General features: G+C 59.5%; 15 protein-coding genes and 2 pseudogenes. 12 read left to right on the top strand and 5 right to left on the bottom strand.

Features of this window, described 5'->3' with window-relative positions:
• Window positions 1-548 precede the first annotated feature (548 nt).
• On the top strand, window positions 549-1994 hold the full coding sequence (locus tag OU26_RS05425; protein WP_237743764.1) for an MFS transporter: 1446 nt from the start codon (window positions 549-551) through the stop codon (window positions 1992-1994).
• Window positions 1995-2083: 89 nt separating this feature from the next.
• Complete coding sequence (locus OU26_RS05420) at window positions 2084-2533, top strand: PH domain-containing protein (protein WP_026646739.1); 450 nt, start codon at window positions 2084-2086, stop codon at window positions 2531-2533.
• Window positions 2534-2629: 96 nt separating this feature from the next.
• On the opposite strand, the gene OU26_RS05415 is transcribed toward OU26_RS05420, so the two are convergent.
• A complete protein-coding gene (locus OU26_RS05415) occupies window positions 2630-3808 on the bottom strand; it encodes a glycerate kinase family protein (RefSeq protein ID WP_026646740.1) in 1179 nt (392 codons plus the stop codon).
• Between the two features lie 89 nt (window positions 3809-3897).
• Here OU26_RS05415 and OU26_RS10620 point away from each other — a divergent pair, with 89 nt between their 5' ends.
• Both OU26_RS10620 and OU26_RS10615 read left to right on the top strand, forming a co-directional pair.
• Complete coding sequence (locus OU26_RS10620) at window positions 3898-4287, top strand: SDR family NAD(P)-dependent oxidoreductase (protein ID WP_202805763.1); 390 nt, start codon at window positions 3898-3900, stop codon at window positions 4285-4287.
• A gap of 14 nt (window positions 4288-4301) precedes the next feature.
• Window positions 4302-4586: an SDR family NAD(P)-dependent oxidoreductase gene (locus OU26_RS10615; protein ID WP_272944581.1), complete on the top strand. Its 285-nt coding sequence runs from the start codon at window positions 4302-4304 to the stop codon at window positions 4584-4586.
• A gap of 201 nt (window positions 4587-4787) precedes the next feature.
• Here OU26_RS10615 and OU26_RS10500 read toward each other — a convergent pair.
• Window positions 4788-4943, bottom strand: a pseudogene (locus tag OU26_RS10500) (TetR/AcrR family transcriptional regulator); the annotation flags it as partial.
• Here OU26_RS10500 and OU26_RS10270 point away from each other — a divergent pair.
• A pseudogene (locus OU26_RS10270) lies at window positions 4941-6254 on the top strand (glycoside hydrolase family 3 C-terminal domain-containing protein); the annotation flags it as partial. The pseudogenes OU26_RS10500 and OU26_RS10270 sit on opposite strands and share 3 nt — an antisense overlap.
• Before the next feature lie 125 nt (window positions 6255-6379).
• Here OU26_RS10270 and OU26_RS05395 read toward each other — a convergent pair.
• A complete protein-coding gene (locus OU26_RS05395) occupies window positions 6380-7411 on the bottom strand; it encodes a LacI family DNA-binding transcriptional regulator (protein WP_026646741.1) in 1032 nt (343 codons plus the stop codon).
• A 206-nt stretch (window positions 7412-7617) separates the two neighbouring features.
• Between OU26_RS05395 and OU26_RS05390 the strand changes: the two genes are divergently transcribed.
• The 6 genes from OU26_RS05390 (at window position 7618) to OU26_RS05365 (ending at window position 17851) form a co-directional block, all read left to right on the top strand.
• Window positions 7618-8931 carry an MFS transporter gene (locus OU26_RS05390; protein ID WP_026646742.1) on the top strand — a complete coding sequence of 438 codons (1314 nt, stop codon included), beginning with the start codon at window positions 7618-7620 and terminating at the stop codon, window positions 8929-8931.
• A 140-nt stretch (window positions 8932-9071) separates the two neighbouring features.
• Window positions 9072-11759, top strand: coding sequence for an alpha-L-rhamnosidase (locus OU26_RS05385; protein WP_033498949.1), 2688 nt, complete (start codon window positions 9072-9074; stop codon window positions 11757-11759).
• 55 nt (window positions 11760-11814) lie between these two features.
• Window positions 11815-13110, top strand: coding sequence for an MFS transporter (locus OU26_RS05380; RefSeq protein ID WP_026646744.1), 1296 nt, complete (start codon window positions 11815-11817; stop codon window positions 13108-13110).
• 248 nt (window positions 13111-13358) lie between these two features.
• Complete coding sequence (locus OU26_RS05375) at window positions 13359-13973, top strand: MarR family winged helix-turn-helix transcriptional regulator (protein ID WP_237743763.1); 615 nt, start codon at window positions 13359-13361, stop codon at window positions 13971-13973.
• Window positions 13974-15791: an ABC transporter ATP-binding protein gene (locus OU26_RS05370; RefSeq protein WP_026646746.1), complete on the top strand. Its 1818-nt coding sequence runs from the start codon at window positions 13974-13976 to the stop codon at window positions 15789-15791.
• Window positions 15792-15832: 41 nt separating this feature from the next.
• Window positions 15833-17851, top strand: coding sequence for an ABC transporter ATP-binding protein (locus OU26_RS05365; protein ID WP_026646747.1), 2019 nt, complete (start codon window positions 15833-15835; stop codon window positions 17849-17851).
• A gap of 369 nt (window positions 17852-18220) precedes the next feature.
• Here OU26_RS05365 and OU26_RS05360 read toward each other — a convergent pair whose 3' ends face one another.
• Window positions 18221-19078 carry a hypothetical protein gene (locus OU26_RS05360; protein ID WP_026646748.1) on the bottom strand — a complete coding sequence of 286 codons (858 nt, stop codon included), beginning with the start codon at window positions 19076-19078 and terminating at the stop codon, window positions 18221-18223.
• A gap of 241 nt (window positions 19079-19319) precedes the next feature.
• Entirely contained in the window at window positions 19320-19586 is a 267-nt protein-coding gene (locus tag OU26_RS10495) for a hypothetical protein (protein WP_227561954.1), read from the bottom strand.
• 21 nt (window positions 19587-19607) lie between these two features.
• On the opposite strand from OU26_RS10495, the gene OU26_RS05355 reads away from it, so the two are divergent.
• Window positions 19608-20687: a LacI family DNA-binding transcriptional regulator gene (locus OU26_RS05355; protein ID WP_033498948.1), complete on the top strand. Its 1080-nt coding sequence runs from the start codon at window positions 19608-19610 to the stop codon at window positions 20685-20687.
• Window positions 20688-20862: the final 175 nt, after the last annotated feature.

Below are 20862 nucleotides of genomic sequence, written 5' to 3'. Positions count from 1 at the left end.
GCGTAGAGTTTCGCAAGCCGAGCGCGGTGGTTGCACGTGGTTGCGTATGGCTGCGCGTAGGCCAGTGCCGGTCGTGTGGTCGGTGACTGGTTCATGCTGTTTCGTCGAACGCCGCCTCAAATTTTCCGATGAGGGCTTTCCGTAGGGGGTTCTTCGCTTCCGTAGGTGGTTGGCCTTCGAACCCGTTAAAACAAACGGCTTACAACAGGCCATTCTTCAGTGCCAATACCATGAGCAGCCACCTACGGAATGTCAAAACCACCTACGGAAAGCCCGCTTGGCTATATATTCAACGTCAGAAGCCTTCCCAAAGCAGAATCTCACTGCGTACCGCATGTGTCGACACGTGTGGTGCGGCGAGCAGTGGGCATTCGCTCAGACAAACGGCTCTCTCGTAAAAACCAGCTGAAACCGAAGGGTGGCGTCGGAAGCATGAACTGATACGCGAGTGTAATTTCACGTAACTTTTCTTCCTTAGATATATGCGGGGCAAACAATCCAAAGCCATACATTGGCGGATGGCGCAAACAAGACAGGTAAGGAGCATTGTGAGCATACGAGGCAAACGGCAAAGCAACCAAGAATCGCAGGCGATCCAATCAGACGGCACCATGAGCGAGGGCAGACTCACCATCGTGGTGGTGGCGCTCGCGCTACTCACCTTCCTCGGCATTCTGTCGGAAACCTCACTCAACATCGCCTATTCCGCGTTGATGGGCGAATTCTCCATCTCCGCCGACGTGGTGCAGTGGCTCACCACCGGCTACCTGCTGTTGCTTTCCGTGGCGATTCCGACATCGCCGTTCATGGTGCGCACATTCCCCACGAAAAGCTTGTTCGTTACCGCGGTGGCATTGTTCTCCGCCGGCACGGTGGTCGGTGCGCTCGCGGTGAATTTTCCGATGCTGCTTGCCGCACGTCTCATCATGGCGTTGGGAACCGGTGTCTCGTTGCCGTTGCTCACCAATATCATCCTTGACAAGGCGCCGTTCCATAAGCGCGGCATGATGCTCGGCCTGGTCAGTCTCGTCACGTGCGCGGCTCCGGCCATCGGTCCCGTGTCCGGCGGGCTGGTCATGGAATTCCTTAACTGGCATTGGATTTTCTACGCCATGATTCCGTTCCTTGCCGTCTCGTTCGTACTCGGCTGCGACACCGTTCCCGACATTCGCCACGGCGAGAAGGGCTATCTGTCGGTGCCGTCGTTGGTGTTGGTGGCCGTCGGCTTGGCGGGCATCATCGTGGCGGTGAGCTTCTTCGCGCAGTGGAACGGCGATTGGCGATTCTGGGTGGTGCTGGTTGGTTCGATCGTGGTGCTGGCCGTGTTCGCCGCCGTGCAGCTGAAGATGGCGCATCCGCTGGTCGAGGTACGTACGTTCGTGCACCCCGGTTTTACGCTCGGCATGGTGATTCTGCTGATGTCGTCCGGCGGGGTGCTTGGCGTGAACTTCCTGCTGCCGATTCTGCTGCAGCGCGGGATGGGGCATACCAGCATGATCGCGGCGCTGATCCTGCTGCCCGGCGCCGTGGTCGGCGCGGTTTCCGCACCGCTGATCGGCGGCGCGTTGAAGACGCATTTCCCGCCGAAGTTCATTGCCTGCGGTTTTGTGGGCGTGGCGATTATGGATGTTGCGATGATGCTCGGCGGTTCGCATGAATGGTCGGTTGCCATCGCCTATGCGCTGTTCATGGCTGCCTCCGGTTTTGTGCTCGTGCCCGATCAGACCCATGCGTTGAACCAGCTGCCTGCCGCGATGAACGCGGATGGCTCCGCGGTGATGAACACCGTCCAGCAGATTGCCGGTGCGGTCGGTACCGCGGTCGCGTCCACGCTGATCGCCGAGTTCGCCGGTGCGAATGTAGCTTCCGGCACGAGCCAGGCCCAGGCTTATGTGGCCGGATTCTCCATCAGCATGTGGGTGTTCCTCGGCATGGCCGTGGCCGGCGAAGTCCTCGCCCTGCTCATGTTCCGCTTCTCCAAACGCGCGGCATAGTCGGATGCGGCGGTTGGGGGCGTGCTATCGGTAGCATGGCATGAACTGTAGTTGTTGCGATGATATCGGTCGCGAGACAAAGGAGCCCCATGAAAGTTGCAAGTGGCAATGTGCTGTGGCAGCAGCGTAAGCGCAATTGGTGCCGTACGCCGTTCACCTTCACTGTGTATACGCTTACTGATAAGGAATTGAGCGTTAAGACGGGCGTGCTGAACGAAAAATTCAATTTGGTCAAACTGTTCCGCATTGTCGACATCAGTGTTGAGCGCACGTTCCTGCAGCGGCTGTTCGGCATGAGCACGCTGGTTCTGGATACGCGCGATCAATCGTCCGGCAACGGCGTGGTGGTGCTGAAGAATATTGTTCACGGCTTCGAGGTACGCCAGGTGCTGCAGGATGCCGTGGATGCTTCTCGCAGTGCGAACGGTATGACGGCCCGCGAGTTCATTGGAGGACCGGTCGGGCCCGGGCCGGAAGGGCCGGGCTTCGACGGCGGCTTCGACGATTTCGATACGGAAGGCTACGCCGGGCTTCAGTGAGAGCCGTCATGCATGGTCTGTAGCACGTCGTGATTTGTCGAATCGTAATGTGATGAATCACGACGCGATTGTCATGACTTCGGTGAATGCCGTGCTCTATGCCATATTGCGAAGCAGGCCGGCGATCGCGGTGCAGGTGCCTTCCATATTGCGTTCCGTGTCGGCGAGCAGTTGCGGCAGGGTGGCCGGTCCGGGCGTGATGCCGAAAGTCGCGACGATGCCGGTCTTGCGCAAATCGGCCATGGTCCGCGGATTACGCGTTACCGTACCGCCGATGGCGATAACCGGTTTGCCTTGTGATTTCGCCATTTTTGCGATGCCGCTTGGCACCTTGCCGTAAGGGGTCTGAGCGTCGATCGCGCCTTCGCCGGTGATGACGATATCAGCCCATGCGCATGCCTCGCACGCATGCAGAAGATCCAGTACCAGTTCGATGCCGGGTCGCATGCTCGCGTTGAATAGTCCGAACATACCGCCGCCGGTACCGCCTGCCGCGCCCGAGCCGGGCTGTTGCGCGATTCCACGGCCGTTCAGGGTTTTGATGGCATCGGCGAGTCTGCGCAGACCTGCGTCGAGCAATGCGACCTGTTGCGGGTTCGCGCCTTTCTGCGGCGCGAACACCGCGGCCGCGCCATTCGGCCCGGTCAACGGATTCGTGACATCGCAGGCCAGAACAATGGGAATATCGCGCATTTCGCGGTGGATGTCGGTACTGTCGATACGGGCGAGACAGTGCAGTGCGCCGCCGCCGAACGGCAGTTCGCAATCATGGTCGTCAAGAAAGCGGTAGCCGAGCGCACATGCCAGGCCGGTGCCGCCATCCGTGGTGGCGCTGCCGCCCAAGCCGAGTACGATGCGATTCGCCCCGGCATTGACGGCTGCACGAATCAGCTCGCCGGTGCCGAATGTGGATGCCGTCAACGGGTCGCGGTCGGCGGGGGAGATGCGCTCGATCCCGCTCGCCGCAGCCAGCTCGATTACCGCAGTGCGCGTGTTTGGCCCGTCATTGCAAGATCTTGCGGAGCCATCGTCGCCCAGAAACCCGTATTGTGCAGTGATCGGCCGCCCCAGAGCATCGTGCACATGCGCCGACCGCAGTTCGCCCCCAGTGGCTTCGACCAGCGCGGCGGTCAGCCCTTCACCGCCATCGGACAGCGGCATGATGCGGCATTCGGCATCCGGGTCGCCTGCCAGCACCCCACGACGCATCGCCTCCGCCACGGCATGCGCCGATGCGGCCTCCTTGAACGAATCCGGTGCCAACAGGTATCTCATGGCGTCCTTCCAGTCACTGCCGATATGCCGACCAGTCCAATCGTATAGCCGTAATGCGGCGGTGCGGTTCGCGGCAAGGTGATTTCGCGGTGCGCAATGCGGAACGTGCGCAGGGAAAGATCGACGAGCTTGCTGCAGCCGGGCTAGCGGGAACCGTGAAGTTCGTATACAACGACGCCTCCAAGGACGAGACCTATGTATCCGCTGTGGAGCAGGTCGTGGCCGACGAAGGGTGCATCGATGTGCTTGTCAGTAATTTCGGCACGTCCAATCCCGCCAAGGGTCTCGACATCGAGCACACCGATCCGCAGGAGTTCATCGATACGGTGGATATCAACCTCAAGTCCGTGTTCATCACCTCGCAGGTCGCGCTGAAATATATGGCGGAACGCAAGTCCGGCAGTATTATCAACATCTCTTCGATCGGCGGTGCGGTGCCGGATATTTCGCAGATCCCAAGGCTGCCATCAACTATCTGACCAAGCTTATCGCCGTGCATGAGGCGCGTAAGAACATTCGTTGCAATGCGGTGCTGCCGGGTATGACCGCCACTGATGTCGTACAGAATGCGTTGAACGACGAGTTCCGTGAGTTCTTCCTGCATCACACGCCGATCCGCCGCATGGCCACACCGGAAGAGATTGCGAACGCGGTGCTGTATTTCGCTTCCGACGAATCGCAGTTCACCACAGGTCAGATTCTTGAGGTGTGTGGCGGCTTCGGCCTGGCCACGCCGGTGTTCGGCGATTTGCGGGACAAGTCGCGCGCCGCGGCGTGATATCACTCTCCTCTCTGTGTCCCGATTCCTCCAGTGGCTGGATGTTTTTCCCTCTGAGGGGTTTCCTGGCGTCCGTATTTCTCCAATGACTGGGGTTTATTCCGTTGTGAGACCGCTTGGAGTCCGGATTCTTCCAGTCGCTGGATGATTTTTCCCTCAGAGGGGTTCCTAGTGTCCCGATTCCTCCAGCCACTGGGGGCGCTAACGGAAGCCTTCCCACTGCGGCAGGGGGAAAAGCACGTCTTCGCATTCGGTCCACATGGCGTTGAGATCCTGGCCAGGCTTGCGCAGCCAGCGCAGCTGCACGCCATCCATCATGGCGAAACCCACACGCAGCACCTGCTCGGCATCGACTCCGTCGAATCCATGGTGCTGCTCAAGAACGATGACGCGATCCTTCCGGTTGCGAAAGGCGCCAAGATCGCAGTCATCGGCGAATTCGCCCGCACTCCGCGCTACCAGGGCGGCGGTTCGTCCCACATCACCCCGACCAAGATGACCAGCTTCCTCGACACCCTCGCCGCGCGGGGCGTCGACGCCGCATTCGCCCCCGGCTTCACCCTCGACCTCGAACCGGCCGATCGCACGCTCGAAGCCGAAGCCGTGGAAACCGCCAAGAACGCCGACGTGGTACTCATGTTCCTTGGCCTTCCGGAAGCCGCCGAATCCGAAGGCTTCGACCGTGAAACCCTCGATATTCCCGCCAAGCAGGTCGAACTGCTCGAAGCCGTCGCGGCCGAGAACAAGAACATCGTGGTCGTGCTTTCCAACGGATCCGTCGTCTCCGTGGCACCATGGGCGGCCAATGCCAAGGGCATTCTTGAATCCTGGCTGCTCGGCCAGGCTGGGGGCCAGGCGCTCGCCGACGTGATCTTCGGCAAGGTCAGCCCCTCCGGCAAGCTGGCACAGACCATTCCGATGGACATCAACGACGATCCGAGCATGGTCAACTGGCCGGGCGAGGAAGGCCACGTTGATTACGGCGAAGGCGTGTTCGTGGGCTACCGCTACTACGACACCTACAACAAGGCGGTCGATTATCCGTTCGGCTACGGCCTGAGCTACGCCACCTTCGAACTTACCGACATCAAGGCGGAGAAGACCGGAGCCAACACCGCCCGCGTCACTGCGACCGTCACCAACACCTCCGATGTGGACGCCGCCGAGACCGTGCAGGTCTACGTGGCGCCGGGCAAGGCCGCGGTGGCCCGCCCGAAGCATGAGCTCAAGGGCTTCAAGAAGGTGTTCCTCAAGGCCGGCGAATCGGCTGAGGTCTCTTTCGATCTGGACGAGCGCGCCTTCGCCTACTGGTCCGAGAAGTTCAATGACTGGCGTGTGGAGGCCGGTGAATACGCCATCGAGGTCGGCACGTCCAGCCGCGACATCGCCGGCGCCGCCATGGTTGCGCTTGATGGCGACGGCAAGGCCGAACCGCTGACCGAATGGTCCACGTTCGGCGAATGGTCCTGCGATCCGGTCGGGTCCAAGGTGGTGGCCGCCGTGTATGCGGCCGGCGAGAGCGGCGAACTGCCGAAGCTGCCGGACAACGACATGATGCGCATGTTCCTCAGGTCCATGCCGATCAACTCCATGCCTATGCTCATGAGCGAGGGTGGCAAGAAAATCACCGCCTTCATGCTTGACGAATACGCCAAGCTCGCCAAGTAAGGGCTGCTGCGGGCGGACGTCTGGATGAGTTTAGTTAGGCCTGCGATTGCACGATGAACCGGCGTGCGATCGCAGGCCTAACTGCATTTGCCTGATACGGTTGCGCGTGGATGGATATATGGCGGCTAGTGCTTGGTGGAAAGCCTGCGTACCAGAGTGGGTTTGATCAGTGCGGTGGCGTGCACGTGCGCGTCCTCGTCTTCGATGTGGTCAAGCATCTGCGTCATTGCCTTGCGTCCGATATCCGCAGCCGAAGGTTCCACGCTGGTCAGCGGCAGCATGCCTACGGGCTCGGTTTTGGCGTTTTCGCAGCTGATTACGCTGATGTCGTCGGGGACGCGGATGTCGCTTTCGGCGAGAATGGCGTTGATGCATCCGATGCCGAGCGTGTCCGTGGCACTGATGATTCCATCCGGGCGTTCGTCGATCGTCCGTTTGGCTATGCGAGATCCTGATTCGTATCCGTCCTCTATGTAAAGGCCTCCTGAGTCGATGATCTCGACGGAGACGCCGCCCCCTGCCAGCATCACCGCTTTTTGCACGCCAAGCTGCCTATCTTGCACCGACTCGTAGTCGAAGGAGTGCGCCAGGAAGGCGAGTTTGCGGCAGCCGGTGCGAATAAGTTCCTCTGCCGCGATCTGACCGACCAGCACGTTGTCGGTCATCACACTGCATACGGGGTCGGCGTCGCGTGGATTGGTGTGGTCGATCAGAATGATCGGAATGTTCGCGGCGCGTGCCGCGGCCACGTCATCGGGGGAGTCTTCCACGGTGCTGAGCAGAATGCCTGCCACGTTCATCTGGATCAGCAAACGGATCATATCGCTTTGGCGCTGTTTGTCTGATAGTGCGTTCAATCCGATTACCTGCATGCCATGGTCTTCGCAGACCTCCTGCGCCCCTTCGAAGATCGAGGTGAACAGCGAATGTTCGATGTCGGTCATGATGAATCCGATAACCGGTGTTGTGCTGGAACGGGGGATTTGTGTGCCGGCATGCTTGGGAACATAGCCGAGTTCGGCGATCGATCGGCTGATTCGGGTCTTCAGGGTGTCCGACACCCGTTCCGGATAGTTGAGATAGTTCGACACGGTGCCGATGGACACTCCCGCATGTTTGGCGATATCCGAGATGCCTACTTTTTTGTTGGCTGGCATTGATCCTCCTTGAAGCGCCGTTTTCATTGAAACCTATGGATAGTATACGTTTTTTCAAATAAAACGTTTTGAAATATTCAACACTCTGACGGCATAGTGAATTGAAAATTTCAAAACATAGCGGTATGATTTCAACTGTCAATGAAGAAAATGACTGCAACAATGAGGTCGCAAGGCTCATTGAATATTTCAAAGGAAGAAGAGAAATGAGTACTGCAGTGAAAGACACAAAGCTTGGCGGGTACATGCCACTCGCCGTGGCCGCAGGCATCGGCTCCATGCTCGGCTCCGGCATCATCGTCGGTCTGTCCGCCACCATCACCGTCTGGCAGAAGGGGCTCGGCCTCGATGCGGGTCAGGTGGGCGTTCTGTCCGGCGTGATGACCTTTGCCATCGCCTTCGGTTCCCTGTTCGGCGGCCGGTTGGCCGATAAGATCGGTCGAGTGCTGGTTTTCAACTGGATTAACCTGCTGTATGCGATCGGCGCCGCGATCTGCGTGTTCGCCCCGAACTTCACCATGCTGCTCATCGGCCTGGTCATTGCGGGCCTGGCCTCCGGCGCCGATCTGCCGATTTCCATGACGATCGTCTCCCACGACGCTCCGAACGACAAAGTCGCGGCGCAGCTCGTCTCCACCACCCAGGTATTCTGGCAGGTCGGCGTGTTCATCTCCTTCATCTGCGCGTTCCTTGTTTCCACCATGCAGGGGGCGACCGGTGGCCGCGTGGTGTTCGCGATCCTGGCCGTATTCGCCGTCGTCGCATGGCTGTGGCGCGTGCTGTCCCCGACATTCCGCCGCTTCCATGAGGAGGCCGACGCCCGTGACGCCGCTGCAGGCGTCGCATCGACCTGTGGCGAAAAGGTCTCCGTCACCAAGATGCTGTTCGCGGGCACCGCAAACAGCAAGATGCTGCTCGGATTCTTCCTGGCCATCACCATCTTCTACTGCGGCTGGAACCTGCTGGCCAACACGTGGGGCCAGTTCCAGACCTACATGTTCGTGCAGGCCAATGCGTCCCAGTCCCTGGCCACAGGCCTGGGCATCATCTTGAACTTCATCACTCTGGCGCTGAACATCGCCTTCGCCTCCATCGCAGGCGGCAAATACCGCAACAAGCTGTTCTTCGTGGGCATGGCCATCACCATCGTGGCCATGGTGTGCCTGGCCATGGGTGGCACCAACCTGTGGGTCATCGTGGGCGCCACCGCGCTGATGAACTTCGGCTCTCCGTTCGCCGGCGAGGCCATGTACAAGGTGTGGACGCAGGAATCCTTCCCGATCGAGATTCGTGCTTCCGTGCAGGGCTTCATCAACGGTTTCTCTCGCCTGCTGTGCGGTCTGTTCGCGCTGGTCACGCCGATGCTGGTGGTGCCTGCCACTATCAAGACCACCATGTGGGGATTCGTTGGTGTGGTCGTGCTTGAGCTTATCGCCGGCACCGTGATGATCCGCATGCAGGGCAAGTACGGCACCGATGAGGAGCGTCAGCTCAAGGCCAAGGCTGGTGCCGAAGCCTGACGGCCGTGCAAAGTCTGTGAACGGGGTCCGGTTTCCCTTTTTCCCGGGCCCCGATTCATATACGGCCTTCCGAAGGTTGTGCTCGTATCAACACCCAACAGCATCAATTCAGCAGTTTCCAAGTGACGAAGGAGTCTCCAATGTCTGCCGTAGCTTCAACGGATACCCAGGTTCAGGTCATCAAGCCCATGTCCACAGGCGATCTGGGCATCACTCGTTTCACCATCGAACATTTCCCCGGTGATGCACTGGGCATCCCCACCGCAACGCCGCGCATGAACTGGACCTATTCCCGCCCTGTTCCGGACGGCTCCCAGATTCATGTGAACATTACCCGCCGCGTGCCTGGTGGCCGCTCGCGCACACAGGAAACCTACCTGCCCGCCGACTCCAATGTGCTGGTGCCTTGGCAGTTCGAGCCGTTGGTGTCGCGTGAGGAGGTGTTCGCCACCGTGCAGATCGTGTCCGCCGCGCATCACCCGTTGAGCGCGGTGAGCGAGGTGCTGCACTTCGAAGCCGGATTGTTTGAGGAATTCGATCACATCGCCGATTTTGTGGGGCCGTCCTGGCCGGAGTGCGAAACCGATCATCGTCGTCTCCCGTTGGTGCGTACCGAAGTCGAACTGGATGGCAAGCCGGTGCGCGCGCGACTGTATCTCAGTGCCTTGGGCCTGGTCGAAGCCGAGGTCAACGGCAGGAAGGTCGGCAATGACGCGCTGATTCCCGGTTGGACCGACTACAACAATCGCGTCGAATGCTGGACCTATGACGTCACCGAAACTTTGGAGGCCGGTGCGAATGCGCTCGGATTCTGGCTCGGCGATGGCTGGTACCGCGGTCGTCTCGGCTTCGACGGCGGCTATGCGAACTTCTATGGGGGCCGGATCGGAGTATTCGCCCAATTGGAGGTCGAATACGCAGACGGCCACGAGACTCGTGTCTACTCCAATGCGTGGGATCGCAAATGGAAGGTGGCCCCAGGTCCGATTATCTGCTCGGACATGTGCGAGGGTGAACGTTACGACGCCCGCGAGGAGATGGAAGGCTGGTCGATGCCGGGCTTCGACGATTCCGATTGGAAGCCGGTCGCGGAAGTGCCATATGATCCCGCCCGCATCGAGAACCCTGTGACGTCGCCTGTACGCGGCCATGAGCTGCATGCACCCAAGTCGATTACGAAATACGGTGTGAATGACGACGGTAAAACCGTCTGGCTGGTGGATTTCGGGCAGAACTGTTCGCAGCGCATCCGTCTGCATATGCGAGGCCTGCGGTCCGGCGAGCGTGTGACGTTGCATCATGCGGAAGTACTTGAGCCGGACGGCTCGCTGGCCACGCGCACGTTGCGGCGAGGCCAGCAGTGCGACGTGTATGTGTCGAATGGCGTTGATGCATGGTGGGAGCCGCGTTTCGCCATGCATGGATTCCGTTATGCGACCATCGAGGGGCTTCCTGACGAACTCACTGCAGACGATATGGAATGCCGCGTCTACCATTCGGTTATGGAGCGTGCGGGGGAGTTCTTCTGCTCGAATGAGCTGCTGAATAAGCTGCATAGCAACGTGGTGTGGTCGATGCGCTCCAACTTCGTCTCCATTCCCACCGATTGCCCGCAGCGTGATGAACGATTGGGCTGGACCGGTGACATCTGCCTGTTTGCGCCGACCGCGGCATATCTGTATGACACGCAGGGATTCCTTGGCTCGTGGCTGCGCGATGTGCGCAATGAGCAGATCAAGTGGGGGACGGTGCCGTTCTATGTGCCGTTTGTTCCGCTTGGCGGTTGGGCGCATCCGAAGGCCATTTCCACATGGGGTGATTCCGCGGTGAACGTGCCATGGGTGTTGTATATGGATTCCGGCGACCCCCAGGTGCTTGCCGACTCGTACGATTTGGTGTGCGGATGGATCGACGAGGTGTCGGGCTACCTTTCCGAAGACGGTGTGTGGGATCGCAGGCCGGATTACATTCTGGGTCAGCTTGGCGATTGGCTTGATCCCACGGCTCCGCCGGATGATCCGACGCAGGCGATGACCGAAAAGGAGCTTGTCGCCACCGCATTCTTCGCGCGTTCGTGCGCGCAGGCCGCCCGTATCGCGCAGATTCTGGGGCATGCGGACGATGCCGAACGGTTCGCTGCGCTCCGTGATCATGTGACGGCTGGCTATATCGCGCGATTCACCAACCTCGACGGCACCATGACCTCCGATACCCAGTGCGCGTATGCATTGTCCATCGCATTTGGCTTGCTGGACGGCGAGCCGGTACGTCGTATCAAGGCAGGCAATCGCCTGGCCGAGCTGGTGCGCGAATCCGGTGGCAAGGTCAGCACCGGTTTTGCGGGTACGCCGTTCGTGCTGCCGGCGCTTTCCGCCACTGGTCATGACCAGGAGGCCTATGATTTGCTGCTTTCCACGCAGTGTCCCAGTTGGCTTTATCAGGTCAAGATGGGTGCCACGACCACGTGGGAACGTTGGGATTCCATGCGCGAGGACGGTTCGCTCAATCCGGGCGGCATGACCTCGTTCAACCACTATGCTCTTGGGTCCGTGGCGGAATGGCTGCATTCGCACGTCGGTGGTTTGGAGGCCATCGAACCGGGCTGGAAGCGTTTCCGCGTCTCGCCGCGCGTGTATGCCGCACTCGACCATGCCGGCACCTCGCATATCACCCCGTATGGGAAGGCAGCTGTGAGCTGGATGACCGCTGCGGGCAAGCTTGATCTTGAGGTGACCGTTCCGGTTGGCGCTTCGGCCGTGGTCGATCTGCCCGATCACGAACCTGTCGAACTGGGCGCGGGAACGCATCATCTCACCATGGCGCTGTGATGGGGCGCTTGGTGCATCGAACAATAGGCAAGGAACCATATCGAAAGGAATTGCAATGACGCAATCAGCAGGTACCCCATCGGATCTCGCACCCGATACGGGCAGGAGACTCTCGACCGGCGAGAAGATCCGTTTCGGATTTGGCTTCGCGTTGTTCTCGCTGCTATGGATGACGGCCGGCACTTCAGGGTCGGGAGTTCTGCTACCGCAACGTTTTGACGAGCTCAATATAGGCACGCCGGAGGTGATTCTTGGTGCCATGAACTCGGTGGGCTGTGTGTTCGCGCTTATCGCCAACATCGTGTTCGGCGCGCTGTCCGACATCACCCGTTCGCGTTTCGGCAAGCGCACGCCGTGGATTGTGGCCGGTGGCCTGATCACGGCGGCCGGTTATGTGCTGGCCTTCTCCAGCGCCACGTTGGTGGGCATCGTCGCCGGCTGGTCGATCGTGCAGATTGGCGTCAATATGATGATCGCCCCGGCCGTGGCGGTGCTGTCCGACCGCATTCCCGAGAATGTGCGCGGCACGTTCTCGTCGTTCTACGGTGGCGCGATGATCGTCGGTCAGTCCGCCGGCACCTTCCTTGGGTCGAAGTTCATCGATGCCATGGGCGTGGGATTCGTCATCGGCGCTGTGCTGTTCGGCATCACCGGCATTCTGACCGTAATCGTCTGGCCGGCGGAGCGTTCGTCCAAGGTTGGTAGTGCGCTCGACGATACCAGGCAGAACGTCAGGCTCAGCCCGGCGGCCATCGCCAAATCGTTCATTCCGCCCACCAGGAACTGCCGTGATTTCTACCTTGCTTTGGCCGGCCGTCTGCTGCTGATTTTCGGTTGGTCCATGGTGTCCGGCTACCAGCTGTACATTCTCAAGAAGTTCTGCGGCCTGGGCAAGGAAGCGGCGGCCTCGACCCTGGCCACCATGTCGGTGATCTCGATGATCGTGCTCATCGTCTGCTCGATCGTGTCCGGTCCGATTTCCGACAAGCTGCATAGGCGCAAGATCATCGTGGCGGTGGGATCGGTGATTATCGCCGTGGGGTTGGCGATCCCGTATGTTATGCCCACTGCGACCGGCATGATGCTGTTTGCGGGCATCGGCGGCGTCGGGTATGGCATCTATATCGCCGTTGACCAGGCGTTGAACGTGGATGTTTTGCCGAACGCCGACGAGGCGGGCAAGGATCTGGGCATTTTGAATCTTGCCAATACCGTCGGTCAGGTACTTGCCCCGGTCGCTACCGGTGCGGTTGTGGCCGCCACGGGCAGTTATGCGCTGATCTTCCCGATAGCCATTGCATCCGTGTTGGTGGGTGCGGCTGTCATCATGCTGATCAGAAAGGTTGCCTGACAAGGTGGAAGCGATGATGGTTGCGCATTGAGGGATTATCTGCCTGGGATAATCTGACAGAGATATACGGCCAAGGGGCCTGGTCCGCGATTGAACCGGTGCGGATCGGGCCCCTTGGCTTTTCTGCTGCCCGCAGGGGGCGCCGTGTGAGCGGGTGGTGGAGTAGCGGGTGACGGAGCAGCGGGCGTGACACGCTGGAATGTTGTATATGCAACTGTTGTATATGCAACGGTTTATGCTGACGTACCGTGACAGAAGAATCGAATATTGGGACGGATCCGATCGATCCCGCATTCGTCCAAGCTTGGGAGCAAGGCACAGGCAAACCGCCAAGCGTTGCCATCCGATCGCTGCACAACATCATCAACCGGTATCTCGCGGTCACCAGACCATATGAGGCAGAAGAGCTGAGTGGCGCCAATATTGACATCATCTGCTATCTTGTGCGCAACTCGGACCATGACGTTTTTCCGCAGGATGTGGAACGACGTTTCGGCATCACGCGGTCGACATCGTGCAGGGTTCTGGGACTGATGGAACGCAAGGGGCTGATCGTGCGCAAACCGGTGCCGAAAGACGCGAGGTTGAAGAAGATCATCCTCACCGACAAGGCACGGAGTATCAACGACGCGCTGCACAGCAATGCGGTCGACATGGAGAGGTTGCTTCTGCAAGGGTTGAGCGAGAACGATATCCGTGGATTCATGCGCGTGCTCGACGTAATGCAGACGAATCTTGTCCGAACCGGAATGCTTGGCGACGAAAGCCGCTATTCCAGTCTGGCGTTACGTGAGAAAACGAATGAACCTCAGACCGCATCGCGAAACGAATCGCAGGAAGACGAAACGAGAAAGGAAGAGTAAGTGAGCGAAACAAACACGAACGCGACGCAATCGCAGACGTCGCAACCGAAACAACATCTCATACGAACGCTTGGCAAATCGCTGCGCGAATATAAGAAAGTCAGCATTCTCACACCGGTGGCCGTGGCCATCGAAGGCATTCTCGAAATCCTCATCCCCACGGTGATGGCATCGCTTATCGACGAGGGCATCAGTGGCGGCAGCATGCCGGCCATCATCAAGTTCGGCCTGATCCTGCTGCTGTGCTCGGTGTGCTCGCTTACGGCAGGATTCCTCGCCGGCAAGTTCGCCGCAATTGCCGGCGCCGGTTTCGCCAAGAACCTGCGCCACGACGAGTTCGAGAAGGTGCAGGGCTTCAGCTTCACCAACATCGACCGCTTCTCCACCGGCTCGATCATCACCAGGCTCACCACCGATGTGACCAACCTGCAGAACGCCTATTCCATGATCATTCGTCTGGGTGTGCGAGCCCCGATCATGATGATCGTGGCGTGGATCTTCTCGTTCCGCATCAGCCCGTCCATTTCCTTGGTGTTCCTGGCGTGCATCCCTGTTCTCGCCTTCGGTCTGTGCGGTCTGGCGGTGTACGTGCACCCGGTGTTCGAGCGCGTGTTCCACACCTACGACAAGCTCAACAACGTGGTCGACGAGAACCTGCAGGGCATCCGCGTGGTCAAGTCCTACACCCGCGAATCGCATGAAATCGCCAAATTCGGCCGCATCTCCCAGCGCATCTACAAGGACTTCAGCAAGGCCGACCGTGTGATGAGCTTCAACAACCCGCTCATGATGGTCTGCGTATACGTCTCGATGATTCTCATCGCATGGATGGGCGCCAAGCAGATCGTGGCCTCGGGCAATAATGCCGCCCTTGGCCTGACCACCGGCGACCTGACCGCACTGGTCACCTACGCCATGCAGATCCTCATGGCCATGATGATGCTGTCCATGGTCTTCGTCATGTGCATCATTTCCCAGGCGTCCGCGGAACGTATCTGCCAGGTGCTCAACGAGGAAAGCACGGTGACCAACCCGGCCAACCCCATCAAGGAAGTGGCCGACGGGTCCATCGAATTCGACAACGTCGACTTCCGCTACTCTGATAACTCCGAAAAGCCGGTGCTCGACAATATCAACCTGAAGATCCGTTCCGGCATGACCGTCGGCATCGTCGGCGGCACCGGTTCGGCGAAGTCCAGCCTGGTGCAGCTCGTGCCGCGCCTGTACGACGTGACCTCCGGCTCGCTCAAGGTCGGCGGCGTCGACGTGCGCGACTACGACATGGAGGTCCTGCGCGACCAGGTCGCCATGGTGCTGCAGAAGAACGTGCTGTTCTCCGGAACCATCGCCGAGAACCTGCGCTGGGGCAACCCGAACGCCACCGACGAGGAGATCCGCCACGCCTGCCAGCTCGCGCAGGCCGACGGCTTCATCCAGGAGTTCCCCGACAGGTACGACACGTACATCGAACAGGGCGGCACCAACGTCTCCGGCGGTCAGCGCCAGCGCCTGTGCATCGCTCGCGCGCTCCTGAAGAAGCCGAAGATCCTGATTCTCGACGACTCCACCTCGGCCGTTGACACCAAAACCGACAAGCTGATCCGCGAGGCGTTCCACAACGAGATTCCCGACACCACCAAGATCATCATCGCCCAGCGCATCGCATCCGTGCAGGAATCCGACATGATCCTCGTTATGGAGGAAGGCCGCATCACCGCATCCGGTACCCATGAGGAACTGCTGCGGACCTGCGACGAATACCGTTCCATCTACGAATCGCAGACCAAGAACCAGGCCCAGCCTGAGGAACTGAAGTGAAAGGAGGAACGGAAATGACTAAGAACAACGCTGAAAAAACCATGCAGACCAAGCCGGGTAACAAGCCGGGCGCAAAGCCGCCGATGCAGAAGGCCGCCCCCGGAACCACCAAGCGCATCTTCGGCTACATCTTCCAATACAAGTGGCACGTCGTGGCGATCGTGCTGTGCATCCTGATCGGTGCGGCCGCACAAGCCGGCTCCGCGCTGTTCCTGCAGTCGCTGATCGACAGCTACATCCTGCCGTTGGTCGGCGTGAAGAACCCCGACTGGAGCCCTCTGCTGCGCGCGCTGACGCTGATGGGCTGCCTCTACGCCGCCGGCACCTTCTGCAGCTGGCTATGGCAGTGGCTCATCGTCACCGTCGAGCAAGGCACCCTGAAGAAGATCCGCGACGACATGTTCGCACACCAGCAGACGCTGCCGATCCGCTACTTCGACACCAATGAGCACGGCGACATCATGAGCCGCTACACCAACGACACCGACACCCTGCGCCAGGCCATCAGCCAGTCCTTCCCGCAGATGTTCTCGTCCGCGATCTCCGCACTGGCCGCACTGGTCTCCATGCTGTGGCTGTCGGTGCCGGTCACGATCTTCGTGCTCGTGTTCGCCGCGATCCTGTTCGTAGTCGTGCGCGCCATCGTCTCCCGCTCCGGCCGCTACTTTGTCAAGCAGCAGATGTGGATCGGCGACGTGAACGCCTTCGTCGAGGAATCCGTCAACGGTCAGAAGGTCATCAAGGTCTTCAACCATGAAGACGCCACCCAGAAGACCTTCGACGAGAAGAACGAGGAACTGTTCCACGCTTCCGCCGAAGCGAACACCTGGGGCAACGTGACCATGCCCGTCGTAGGCAACATGGGCTACATCCTCTACATTCTGCTCGCCATCGTCGGCGGATTCATGGCGCTCTCCGGCATGGGCAACTTCGGTCTCGCCGGCGCGGACAAGCTCACCCTCGGCGCCCTCATCTCCCTGCTCACCCTGTCGCGCTCCTTCGTCAACCCGCTCGGCCAGGTCTCCATGCAGTTCAACATGGTGATGATGGCGCTCGCCGGCGCGTCCCGCATCTTCCAGCTGATGGATGAGAAGCCCGAGGACGACGGCGGCTCCGTCACACTCGTCAACGTCGAGCTCGGCGAAGACGGCCGCACCATGACCGAAGTGGACCACGAAACCGGCCATTGGGCCTGGAAGCGTGAGGAAGGCGACGACGGCACCCGTTCCCTGAAGGCCGCGCAGTCGCTGAGCCCGAAGGCCGCGGAAGTGGCGAGGAAGGCGCGCGAGAACGCGATCACTTCGTCGGACGGGCGCCTGACCCTGCTGCAGGGCGACGTGCGTTTCACCGACGTGACCTTCGGCTACAACCCGGACAAGCCCGTGCTGCACGACATCACCTGGTTCGCCAAGCCCGGCCAGAAGGTCGCGCTCGTCGGCGCCACCGGTGCCGGCAAGACCACGGTGACCAACCTGATCAACCGCTTCTACGACATCCAGGAAGGCATGATCCTGTATGACGGCATCTCCGTCAAGGGCATCCGCAAGCCCGACCTGCGCAAGTCGCTCGGCATCGTGCTGCAGGACGTGAACCTGTTCACCGGCACCGTGATGGACAACATCCGCTATGGCAAGCTCGACGCCACCGACGAGGAGTGCATCGCCGCCGCTAAGCTCACCAACGCGGACAGCTTCATCCGCATGCTGCCCAACGGCTACCAGACCGTGCTCGAAGGCGACGGCTCCGGTCTGTCCCAAGGCCAGCGCCAGCTGATCTCCATCGCACGCGCCGCAGTGGCAGACCCGCCGGCCATGATCCTTGATGAGGCCACCTCATCCATCGACACCCGCACCGAGGAAGTGGTGCAGGCCGGCATGGACAACCTCATGAAGGGACGCACCGTGTTCGTGATCGCGCACCGCCTGTCCACCGTGCGCAACTCCGACGTGATCATGGTGCTCGACCATGGCCGCATCATCGAGCGCGGCTCGCACGACGAGCTCATCGCGCAGAAGGGCGAGTACTACCAGCTGTACACGGGCGCCGTGGAACTGGAGTAAGGCTCCTTCTGCTTCGTTCCTGTCCCGTTCTTGGTGAATTGGACAGGCTGAACGGTAGTGTTCAACGAATGCAGGGGCTGTGCGGAAGCCACATATGTGGCTTCCGCACAGCCCCTGCGCATATGGCTCCCATGAATCGGCGCGCATGACCTTTTACGCAGGGTGCGCCCGCTGTGGCTTTTCATGGATTCCCCGAATCAATGGCGAAAAATCCATTGCGGGGACTACTCATGCGGTTCCGTAGGCGGTTTGGGTGTTCCGTAGGTGGTTGGTCAGAGTATCGGGGTTGGAGAAAGGCTTTATTCTGGCCGTTTTCATGCCGGGTATTCAGACCCAACCACCTACGGAAGCGAAAAACCACCTACGGAACTAGTCCAAGCCGTAACGGTGACTGGCTATCGCTCGGGCGACCATGCCGAACAGTTCGTTCAGCTTCTGTTTGGATGCCAAATGCTCGCGGGTGGCGACAAAAGGCGTGAATCCAAGATCCCTCAGCCGGTTGCGCTTATCGAGGTCATACATCCAGCGGCCGTGGGTGTAGTGGTAATTTCCGTCGTATTCTATGCAGACGCGGTCATCCGGGTAGGCGATATCCACCTTCATCGTGCCCGAGCCGCGTATGTGGTCAATGATCTCATAATTGACATGTGCCTCAGGCAGCCCGTAGGCATCGCTCTCCAAACGAAGCACCGTTTCCTGCGGGGAATCGGTACCTGGTTTGGACAGGCGCAAGGCCTTTCTGCATTTGGCGCTCCCAATGAATCGCGGCGCACTCCGGATGTAGTCGGAGAGCTCATCGTGAGTGCAGACGCGTAAATCGGGATTGGCGCAAGTGAGCCAATCCATGGCGATCACCAGACTCCGTTCGTCGACATAGGGCGCAATCTGGCAGACCGCCTGCATCGCGGAGACGCTTGACACCAATTCGTCGGCGTGCACCACGTCTACGCCATGCCTTGCGTAATGGAATTTCATCCCCTGGATTTTCCGCAGGTCACGTTGCCGGCACACCGAAACGTGAACGAGCTCCGAACCATATCCGGGTAAATAATTCATGGTGGCAATCATGCCATGCAGCTCCAGCGCTGTGCCGTGACTTACATAGAGTGGAACCGAGGAGCGTGACCTTATCCGCGACAACACCTGCCTGCATTCAAGATGCCGTCTCGCCGCCTCCTCCCGTGCCTGCTCCAATGTGAAAAATGTATTGTGTCCAAAGCTTTCCATGCGCTGACGGTATATGGAAAGCCGGCAGCCCCGCAACCGTCTCCGTGAAAAATGTGGATATGTGTATGGTTCCATCCGCAGCATCATCGGGGAGAGGCCTGATGTATACGCGTCCGGTAGAACCGATGCGGAGCGTGGCGTCATCGAGGGGTGGCTCACATGGCAAGTCGGCCACGCAGAAGGGCGGGCGCTTCCAGCCGCAGGCCCGTGGGGCTGACGGTGACCGCGTTTCTCCACGGTGTCAGCCGCGTTTGGAACCCTGCCGACTGATGCCACCTTTATGACCGGTCGCTTTGAAAGGCAGACCGGCGTTGCCGAGTCCTTTGCTCCGCATGTTCTGCAGGGCAAAGGATTTTTGTTGTGCACGCAGTTCGTTCATCCGTTCCGTGGACTGATGCGCGATTCGCGGTTTCCGTGATTGCTCTGGCTGTGTCATGGCTATAAGAATACGTTCGGTAATGTAATATGATGGATTTAGTAATGCTTTTACTAAAATCTGATGAGGCATCCATGGGAGGGTGAGGGAGCGATGGCGACCATCAAGGAGATTGCGAAACGCACGGGATATTCGCAGGCCACGGTGTCGCGTCTGTTGAATGGCGATCCGACGCTGTCGGTGCGTGAGGAGACTCGCCGTGCGATTATCCGTGCCAGCGAGGATCTGGGGTACAGCGCCCAGGCCAAGCGTATCGTCATTCCGCACGAAGTAGCCTTGTTGGACAACGAGGAGTCCGACGAAACGCTGCGTGATTCGTATTTTGCCGATTTGCGTTCGGCGCTGGAACATAACGCCAAACAGCAGCGTATGGAGCTCACTGTTTTCCACAGTCTTGACGAGATGTTGAATCAGAAGGGGAAATTCGATGGTTTCATGGCTATCGGCGCCAATGTCATAGCCGAAAGCGACCTTGAGGAGTTGCATGAGGTCATGCCATACGGTGTGTTCATCGATGTGAATCCCGCACCGAACCTGTTTGATTCCGTGCAGCCCGACCTACAACAGACCATGCATGACGCGGTCGAAGCATGTGCGAAGGCTGGCATGAAGCGTGTCGGATTCATCGGCGGCAAGGGGAGGCTGACGAATTTTTATGAGGTGGACGAAGAGGGGCGTGCCACATATTTTCGGCGTGAAATGGGCCGTTATGGTCTCGACCTGCGTGGACTGGTGTATTCTGACGGCTTGTTCACCGTGGAGAATGGTCGCAAGCTGGGGGAGCAGTTTATCCGCGACCACAACGGCGCACTGCCTGACGCAGTTATTGTTTCGGCGGACATCATCGCGGTCGGCGTGCTGCAGGCGTTCAACGCGGTTGGTGTGATCGTGCCCCGCGACATCAGCGTCATCAGCATCAACAACCAGGCGATCGCACAGCTTACGTCGCCACCGTTGAGCACGTTCTCAATCGACCAGAACGAGCTTGCGCGCGTTGCGATTCTCACCTTGGCCGATGCGATTGCCAGCAAGCGCACAGTACGGCAGCATGCGTACCTGTCGACGACGCTGGAAGTGCGAGATAGTTTCGTGCCGGCGCAGCCGAAACGTGAATCGCGGCCAAAATTGCAGACCCGATCGAAGCGATCTGCCCGGTCGAAACGGGCTGCTTAGCGTACGTATGTGCGGAAAAATATGAAAGGCGATTGATGATGCTACGTCATCAATCGCCTTTTGTTTGTCTACTGTCGGCGAAATACCGCGAATCGCACACAATATGACATGTATATGTGCAGAATCGCACAAAATGCGACACGCCCAGCAGTGCACAACGCAGATGTTAAATTTT

The sequence above is a fragment of the Bifidobacterium ruminantium DSM 6489 genome, from assembly GCF_000770925.1.
In the GTDB taxonomy this organism is placed as follows: Bacteria; Actinomycetota; Actinomycetes; order Actinomycetales; family Bifidobacteriaceae; genus Bifidobacterium; species Bifidobacterium ruminantium.
This window is presented reverse-complemented; position numbering and strand designations above follow the sequence as displayed.

Bases quoted from the DNA above. Each gene is read 5' to 3' on its own strand.
- OU26_RS05415 (WP_026646740.1), bottom strand. From the start codon at position 3,808: ATGAGATACCTGTTGGCACCGGATTCGTTCAAGGAGGCCGCATCGGCG.
- OU26_RS10495 (WP_227561954.1), bottom strand. From the start codon at position 19,586: ATGCCTCATCAGATTTTAGTAAAAGCATTACTAAATCCATCATATTAC.
- OU26_RS05355 (WP_033498948.1), top strand. From the start codon at position 19,608: ATGGCGACCATCAAGGAGATTGCGAAACGCACGGGATATTCGCAGGCC.
- OU26_RS05390 (WP_026646742.1), top strand. From the start codon at position 7,618: ATGAGTACTGCAGTGAAAGACACAAAGCTTGGCGGGTACATGCCACTC.
- OU26_RS05365 (WP_026646747.1), top strand. From the start codon at position 15,833: ATGCAGACCAAGCCGGGTAACAAGCCGGGCGCAAAGCCGCCGATGCAG.
- OU26_RS05385 (WP_033498949.1), top strand. From the start codon at position 9,072: ATGTCTGCCGTAGCTTCAACGGATACCCAGGTTCAGGTCATCAAGCCC.
- OU26_RS05380 (WP_026646744.1), top strand. From the start codon at position 11,815: ATGACGCAATCAGCAGGTACCCCATCGGATCTCGCACCCGATACGGGC.
- OU26_RS05395 (WP_026646741.1), bottom strand. From the start codon at position 7,411: ATGCCAGCCAACAAAAAAGTAGGCATCTCGGATATCGCCAAACATGCG.
- OU26_RS05360 (WP_026646748.1), bottom strand. From the start codon at position 19,078: ATGGAAAGCTTTGGACACAATACATTTTTCACATTGGAGCAGGCACGG.
- OU26_RS05420 (WP_026646739.1), top strand. From the start codon at position 2,084: ATGAAAGTTGCAAGTGGCAATGTGCTGTGGCAGCAGCGTAAGCGCAAT.